The sequence below is a fragment of the Mesorhizobium sp. M2A.F.Ca.ET.067.02.1.1 genome (genome assembly GCF_004023285.1).
Lineage (GTDB): Bacteria > Pseudomonadota > Alphaproteobacteria > Rhizobiales > Rhizobiaceae > Mesorhizobium.
In genome coordinates, this window is sequence record NZ_RZSB01000251.1 from 1 (window position 1) to 7558 (window position 7558).

The following is a 7558-nucleotide window of genomic DNA, read 5'->3' on the forward strand; positions in this document are numbered from 1 at the left end:
GCCGACGTCACGGCATGGATCCTAGGGTCTGCGCTCCGCTTCGCGTCGCTCCGCCCTAGGATGACGAAGGCGTGGCGGCGTCGTCCGCACTCATTCGCCCTCCCGTCAATCATCATAGCTGTGCCCAGCCCTCAACCCATCGCGCACGCGCGCGGCGATGGCCAAAAACTCCGGCGTCTCGCGGATGTCGAGCGGCCGCTCCTTCGGCAACGTCGATTCGATGATGTCGGTGACGCGGCCGGGCCGCGGCGACATCACCACGATGCGCGTCGACAGATACACCGCCTCGGGGATCGAATGGGTGACGAAGCAGATCGTCTTGTTGGTCCGCGCCCAGAGGTCGAGAAGCTGCTCGTTCAGATGATCGCGCACAATCTCGTCCAGCGCGCCGAACGGCTCGTCCATCAACAAAAGGTCCGCGTCGAAGGCGAGCGCGCGCGCGATCGAGGCGCGCTGCTGCATGCCGCCGGAAAGCTGCCAGGGATATTTCTTCTCGAAGCCAGAAAGATTGACCAGCGCCAGCGTGCGCTTGATGCGCTCCGCCTGCTCGGCCTGGCTGAGCCCGATGATCTCCAGCGGCAGCGCCACATTGCGCTCGATGGTGCGCCACGGGAACAAGGCTGCCGCCTGGAAGACATAGCCGTAAGCGCGTTTCTCGCGCGCCTGCTCGGGCGTCATGCCGTTGACGGAGATTGTGCCGGATGTCGCCCTTTCCAGATCGGCGATGACGCGCAGCAAGGTCGTCTTGCCGCAGCCGGACGGGCCGATGAAGGAAACGAACTCTCCCTTGCCGATGGTGAGGTCGACATTGGACAGCGCCTGCACCGGACCGTCATTGGTCTGGAAGGTGAGGCCGAGCTTGCTTGCCGAAACGACGGCTGGCGGCTGTTCACTCATTGGCTGCAGCCTGCCTTTCGCAGCCGCTGCCGCGCCGTCCGCAATCCGGTTGATTTTATGATAGCGTTGCTTTCCACTCGTCCTGTCCCACCCGATCGACGCCGCCCGGAGGCTTGCCGATGTCGCCTAAACCCACCTGTCATCTCGTTCGCCCCGAAAACACCTATCAGGGCAAGCAGGGGCTGAGCTATTTCGCCGGCATCGCCGCGGAGACCGTCGGCTCCTCCGGCATCTGCATGCATCTTCTCACCATGCCGCCCGGCGCCCGCGCCAAGGCGCATATGCATGAAAGCCACGAGACGGCCATCTACGTGCTCTCGGGCGAGGTCCACACCTGGTACGGCGACCGGCTCGAGCACCACATCGTCGTCAAGGCCGGCGATCTCTTCTACATTCCGGCCGGCGTGCCGCATCTGCCCGCCAATCTGAGCGGGGCGCCCTCCTCGGCGGTGATCGCCCGCACCGATCCCAACGAGCAGGAAAGCGTCGTCCTGTTGCCCGAACTGGATGGCCTCGTCGCTTAGGGCATTTTGCAGCCAAGCGGCATCGCTTGGCGTCGCATAAATGCGGCCGGAACGAACACACCTCACAGGAACTGACGGGATCGCCGTCATTTGCACCGGGAGACTTCGCCCATCACATTGCCCTCTTCATCGGCCACCACCAGCTTCTTGGCGTTCTTCGCGCTGCGCTTGATGGTGAACTTGGTCGGCGCCTGTCCTTCTTCGCCCTCCGCCTCGCATCTTGCCGTCACCACCAGCGATCCGTCGGCCTGGGGCTGCTTGTCGCTGAAGGTGCAGGCGCTGGCCGCCGTGATCAATTCCTTGTCGGTCAGAAGCAGCATCTTGTCGGCGGCGACCTCCTGGCCGTTCCGGTTTATGCAGCCATATTTGTCGCCATAAGGTTTTGAGAGATCGATGCCGGCGGCCGATGCATGGCCGGCGGCCAGCATCGCGGCCGCCGCGATCGCAAGGTGAAGAGCGCGCATGGTCAGACCCCCGTGGCCGGAATGCCGGTACGCTCCACCTTGCGTGGCGCGGAAATCTCTTTCCAGGTCGACAGCGCCCGGTTGACCGCCGCGTTCGGCTCACGCGCCACGAACTCGCCATGCCCGGCCTTGGCCTTCACGTCCGCTTCCTCGATCGACAATTCGCCGCGCGAGAAGACGAAGCGTGGCAGGCCGGTCACCTCAAAACCTTCGAAGACGTTGTAGTCGATCACCGACTGCTGCTTCTTGGCCGAGATCGTCTTCTTGCGCTTCGGGTCCCACACGACGATGTCGGCATCGGCGCCTTCGACGATCGCGCCCTTCTTCGGATACATGTTGAGGATCTTGGCGATGTTGGTCGAGGTCACCGCGACGAACTCGTTCATTGTCAGGCGGCCGGTATTGACGCCGGCCGTCCACAGCACTGGCAGGCGGTCCTCGAGGCCGCCGGTGCCGTTCGGGATTTTTGTGAAGTCGCCGATGCCGTTGCGTTTCTGCTTGGTGGTAAAGGAGCAGTGGTCGGTCGCAACCACCTGCAGCGAGCCGGCCTGCAGGCCCGCCCACAGCGAATCCTGGTGCCACTTGCTGCGGAAGGGCGGGCTCATCACCCGGCGCGCCGCATGGTCCCAGTCCTTGTTGAAATATTCGGTCTCGTCGAGCGTCAGATGCTGGATCAGCGGCTCGCCGAACACCCGCATGCCCTTCTGGCGGGCTCGGCGGATGGCTTCATGGCTCTGCTCGCACGAGACATGCACGACATAGAGCGGCACGCCGGCCATGTCGGCGATCATGATGGCCCGATTTGTCGCCTCGCCTTCCACTTCCGGGGGACGCGAGTAGGCATGCCCCTCGGGGCCGTTGTTGCCGGCGGCCAACAGCTTTTGAGACAGTGCCGCGACCACATCGCCATTCTCGGCATGGACGAGCGGCAGCGCGCCGAGGTCGGCGCAGCGCTGGAACGACGCATACATCTCGTCGTCATCGACCATCAGCGCGCCTTTGTAGGCCATGAAGTGCTTGAACGAGGTGATGCCCCTGTCGACCACCGTCGCCATCTCGTCGAACACCTGTTTGCCCCACCAGGTGATCGCCATGTGGAAGGAATAGTCGCAGGCCGCCTGCGAGGTCTTGTTGTCCCACATCTGCAGCGCCTCAAGCAGCGACTGCTGCGGCGCCGGCAGGCAGAAATCGACCACCATGGTCGTGCCGCCGGAGAGTGCCGCGCGCGTGCCGGATTCGAAATCGTCGGCCGAATAAGTGCCCATGAACGGCATTTCGAGATGGGTGTGCGGATCGATGCCGCCCGGCATGACATAGCAGCCGGTGGCGTCGAACTCATGATCGCCATGCAGGTTGGAGCCGATGGCGACGATCTTGCCGTGCTGCATCAGCACGTCGGCCTTCCACGTGCGGTCGGCCGTCACGATGGTGCCGTTTCGGATGACTTTGGTCATATCTGTTCCCCTGTTCTTTCGCGCTTCTTTGCGAGCGGCGTTGCGAGGTGATTGGTCCGAAGCAATTTCAGGAAAAGTGTGAAGCGGTTTTCCGTCCGAAATTGCGTTAAAACAAAGACACTAGAGCATTCCACCGTTTCCGTGAAACGGTGGAATGCTCTAGTCGCTCATTCGACGATCCCCGCCGTCTCCACCACCGCATGGAACAGCACGTCGGCGCCAGCCGCGGCCCATTCCTTGGAGATTTCCTCGGCCTCGTTGTGGCTGAGACCGCCCACGCAAGGGCACATGACCATGGTCGCTGGCGCGACCTTGGCCGCCCAGCAGGCGTCGTGTCCGGCGCCGGAAATGATGTTCATGTGGCTGTAGCCCAGCTTTTCGGCGGCGGTGCGCACGCGGCCGACCAGCGTCGGATCGAAGGTTATCGGATCGAAATGGCCGACTGCCTCGACCGAGCATTTGACCCCGAGCGCCTCACAGATTTTCGGCGCTTCCTTCTCGATGCGGGCGCGCATGCCGTCGAGCTTCGCCTGGTCCGGCGAGCGGATGTCGACGGTGAAGACGACGGTGCCCGGCAAAACGTTGCGCGAATTGGGTGTAAACTTGACCTGTCCGACCCCGCCGACGGCGCCCGGCTGGTTCTCAATGGCCACCGTCTGCACCATCTCCAGGATACGCGCCATGGCGAGGCCGGCATTGACGCGCATGGTCATCGGCGTCGAACCGGTATGCGCCTCCTTGCCGGTCAGCGTGAATTCCAGCCACCACAGGCCCTGGCAATGCGTCACCACGCCGATCTGCTTGTTCTCGGCCTCCAGAATCGGTCCCTGCTCGATGTGGTACTCGAAATAGGCATGCATCTTGCGCGCGCCGACCTTCTCGTCGCCGACCCAGCCGATCCGCTTCAGCTCGTCGCCGAAGGTCAGGCCGTCCAGATCCTTGCGGGCATAGGCGTAGTCCTGTGTATGCACCCCGGCGAACACGCCGGAGGCAAGCATGGCCGGGGCGAAACGCGCGCCCTCCTCATTGGTCCAGTTGGTGACGACGATCGGATGCTTCGTCTTGATGCCGAGATCGTTGAGCGAACGCAGAACCTCCAGACCCGAGAGCACGCCGAGCACACCGTCATATTTGCCGCCGGTGGGCTGGGTATCGAGGTGGGAACCGACATAGACCGGCAGCGCATCCGGATCGGTGCCGGCGCGCGTCATGAACATGGTGCCCATCTGGTCGACACCCATCGAGAGCCCGGCCGCATCGCACCAGGACTTGAAAAGCGCGCGGCCCTCCTTGTCGGAATCGGTGAGCGTCTGGCGATTGTTGCCGCCGGCGATGCCGGGGCCGATCTTCGCCATCTCCATCAGGGAGTCCCACAAACGGTCTGAATTGATTCGCAGATTTTCGCCGGGTGCGGCCATTTGCGGTTCCCATTTTCACCAGGGGTCTTGTCGCCCCTTGAGTGGTTTGCATCCTGACCGTATGGTCAGCTTTCAGACTACACAAGCTGACCAAGCGGTCAACGAGAATCTTGGGGGAGACATGACCGAATCCACCCGTCCGATGCGGCGCCAGGACATAAGACGGGAGAATGAAAAGGCCATTCTGCTCGCCGCTGAAAAGGTGTTCGCGGAAGCCGGGTTCGGCGGCGCAACGATGCAGCTGATCGCCGACCTGGCCGGGCTGCCGAAGGCAAACCTCCATTATTATTTCGCCACCAAGGAAGAACTCTACCGGTCCGTCGTCCAGAACATCTTCGAGATCTGGCTGCAGGCGGCCAATTGCTTCGATGTCGCGCGCGGGCCGATAGACGGTATCAGCGCCTATATCGACGCCAAGATGGAAATATCGCGCCGCCACCCCGATGGTTCGAAAGTCTGGGCCTCGGAAGTGATGCACGGCGCACCGGTGCTTCAGGACTATATGGAGTCGACCTTGCGCGAATGGACCGACGGCCGCGTCGCGATCATCAAGCGCTGGATCGAAGAGGGCAAGATGGACCCGGTGGACCCGCGCCATCTCCTCTACATGCTGTGGGCCACGACACAGCATTACGCCGATTTCGGCCACCAGATCGAGACGCTGAACGGCGGCAAGCCGCTCTCCGACCGGCAATGGCGGGAAGCCAAGGAAAACATCAAGCGGGTGATCCTGACCGGCATCGGCGCGCAGCCTGCCTGAACTACCCGACCATCGAGGCCGGCGTTTCTTAGCCGACCTCGTCCAGCCGCTTCACGGACCCTCCCCTCGACGGGAAGGATGTCCGTCCCAGCTTGTCAGTCGATCGACCTCAGAACATCCCGCACATGGTCGATCAGTTCGTTGATCTGGCCCTTGGTGATGATCAGCGGCGGCGACAGCGCGATGATGTCGCCGGTGGTGCGGATCAGCGCGCCGCGCTCGAAGGCTTTCACGAAGGCCGAGAACGCCCGCTTGGTCGGGCTGCCGGCGATCGGCGCCAGCTCGATCGCGCCGATCAGGCCGATGTTGCGGATGTCGATGACATGCGGTTCGCCCTTCAGCGAATGCAGCGCGTCCTCCCAGTACGGCGCCAGCTCCTCGCCGCGGGTCAAAAGGCCCTCTTCCTTGTAGGTGTCCAGCGTGCCGAGCGCCGCGGCGCACGCAATCGGATTGCCCGAATAGGTATAGCCGTGGAAGAACTCGATCATATGTTCCGGGCCGGTCATGAAGGCGTCGTGGATCTCCTTCTTGACGAACACCGCGCCCATCGGGATGACGCCGTTGGAAACGCCCTTGGCGGTAGTCATGATATCCGGCGTGACGCCGAAATAGTCCGCCGCGAACGGCGCGCCGAGGCGGCCGAAGCCGGTGATCACTTCGTCGAAAATCAACAATATGCCGTGCTTCGTGCAGATTTCCCGAAGCTTCTGCAGATAGCCCTTCGGCGGCAGGATGACGCCGGTGGAGCCGGCGACCGGCTCGACGATGACGGCCGCGATGGTCGAGGCGTCATGCAGCGCGATCAGCCGCTCGAGATCGTTCGCGAGCTCCGCGCCATGCTCCGGAACGCCCTTCGAGAAGGCGTTCTTCTCCGGCAGGTGCGTGTGCGGCAGATGGTCGACGCCGCCGAGCAGCGTGCCGAACATCTTGCGGTTCGAGACGATACCGCCGACCGAGATGCCGCCGAAATTGACGCCGTGATAGCCGCGCTCGCGGCCGATCAGACGGGTGCGCGAGCCCTCGCCCCTGACACGGTGATAGGCGATCGCCATCTTCAGCGCGGTCTCGACCGATTCCGAACCCGAATTGGTGAAGAAGACATGGTCCATGCCCTTCGGCGCGATATCGACCAGCCGGTTCGCCAGCTCGAACACGATGGGATGGCCCATCTGGAAAGCCGGCGCATAGTCGAGCTCGGCCGCCTGGTGCTGGATCGCCTCGGTGATCTTCGGCCGGCAGTGGCCGGCGTTCACGCACCAGAGGCCAGCGGTGCCGTCGAGCACCTTGCGACCGTCGCTGGTGGTGTAATGCATGTCCTTGGCGGACACGAACATGCGTGGCGCCTGCTTGAACTGCCGGTTTGCCGTGAACGGCATCCAGAATGCGCTGAGATCGTTCGGCGTGACTTTCAGCCGGTTGGACATGACCAGGACTTCCCCTTGTAACCTGTTTCGGTGGCCAACGCTTGGTCTTTGCTGCGTTTTCATGCTACGCAAATTTTTGACCGGTTGGACAAACGTTAGCGCCGCCTGTCGGCGGTCAAAGGATTACTAGCGGAAATGCCGCATAAAAAGCGCGCTCCACAGCCCAAGGAAAAACTGGTCCAGAGAATTGGTCCAGATGGTCGGCGCGGCACCGCGCAAGGATGACGGACACGATGGAAGGCTCCGCTCCCCGCCGCACCCGCATCCAGCAGGAAAAGCGCGAGCTCATCCTCGAAGCGGCGCTCGAAGTCTTCTCTGCCAACGGGTTTCGCGGTTCGACCATCGACCAGATCGCTGAAGCCGCCGGAATGTCGAAGCCGAACCTTCTCTATTACTTCCGCCGCAAGGAAGACATTCACGAGACATTGATGCAGCGCCTGCTCGACACCTGGCTGGCGCCGTTGCGCGAGCTGGACGACATCGGCGACCCGCTGACGGAGCTCAGGAGCTATATCCGCAGGAAGCTGGAGATGGCGCGCGACTTCCCGCGCGAAAGCCGGCTTTTCGCCAATGAGATTCTGCAGGGCGCGCCGCGCATCAAGCCGATGCTGGAGGGC

Annotated in this window: 8 protein-coding genes; 3 read left to right on the forward strand and 5 right to left on the reverse strand. The window is 62.9% G+C overall.

All coding sequences use genetic code 11. The features are described from left to right. Window positions 1–105 precede the first annotated feature (105 nt). The gene (locus EOA28_RS17995; RefSeq protein WP_127250672.1) at window positions 106–897 is read right to left on the reverse strand and encodes an ABC transporter ATP-binding protein; all 792 of its coding nucleotides are present in this window, start codon (window positions 895–897) and stop codon (window positions 106–108) included. Window positions 898–1010: 113 nt separating this feature from the next. Between EOA28_RS17995 and EOA28_RS18000 the strand changes: the two genes are divergently transcribed. Then, the gene (locus tag EOA28_RS18000; RefSeq protein ID WP_189342085.1) at window positions 1011–1421 is read left to right on the forward strand and encodes a cupin domain-containing protein; all 411 of its coding nucleotides are present in this window, start codon (window positions 1011–1013) and stop codon (window positions 1419–1421) included. Window positions 1422–1507: 86 nt separating this feature from the next. Here the strand turns inward: EOA28_RS18000 and EOA28_RS18005 are convergent, their stop codons facing one another. From EOA28_RS18005 to EOA28_RS18015, 3 genes are all read right to left on the reverse strand, one after another. Continuing rightward, window positions 1508–1885 carry a hypothetical protein gene (locus tag EOA28_RS18005; RefSeq protein ID WP_127250670.1) on the reverse strand — a complete coding sequence of 126 codons (378 nt, stop codon included), beginning with the start codon at window positions 1883–1885 and terminating at the stop codon, window positions 1508–1510. 2 nt (window positions 1886–1887) lie between these two features. Continuing rightward, window positions 1888–3339, reverse strand: coding sequence for a dihydropyrimidinase (gene hydA / locus EOA28_RS18010; RefSeq protein ID WP_127250669.1), 1452 nt, complete (start codon window positions 3337–3339; stop codon window positions 1888–1890). A 167-nt stretch (window positions 3340–3506) separates the two neighbouring features. Then, window positions 3507–4757, reverse strand: coding sequence for a Zn-dependent hydrolase (locus EOA28_RS18015; RefSeq protein WP_127250668.1), 1251 nt, complete (start codon window positions 4755–4757; stop codon window positions 3507–3509). A 121-nt stretch (window positions 4758–4878) separates the two neighbouring features. Between EOA28_RS18015 and EOA28_RS18020 the strand changes: the two genes are divergently transcribed. Further along, the gene (locus EOA28_RS18020) at window positions 4879–5517 is read left to right on the forward strand and encodes a TetR/AcrR family transcriptional regulator (protein WP_127250667.1); all 639 of its coding nucleotides are present in this window, start codon (window positions 4879–4881) and stop codon (window positions 5515–5517) included. Window positions 5518–5612: 95 nt separating this feature from the next. Here EOA28_RS18020 and EOA28_RS18025 read toward each other — a convergent pair whose 3' ends face one another. Further along, a complete protein-coding gene (locus EOA28_RS18025; protein ID WP_126060037.1) occupies window positions 5613–6941 on the reverse strand; it encodes an aspartate aminotransferase family protein in 1329 nt (442 codons plus the stop codon). Window positions 6942–7174: 233 nt separating this feature from the next. On the opposite strand from EOA28_RS18025, the gene EOA28_RS18030 reads away from it, so the two are divergent. Next, the coding region (locus tag EOA28_RS18030) for a TetR family transcriptional regulator C-terminal domain-containing protein (RefSeq protein WP_128315116.1) at window positions 7175–7558 on the forward strand (384 nt) is incomplete at its 3' end.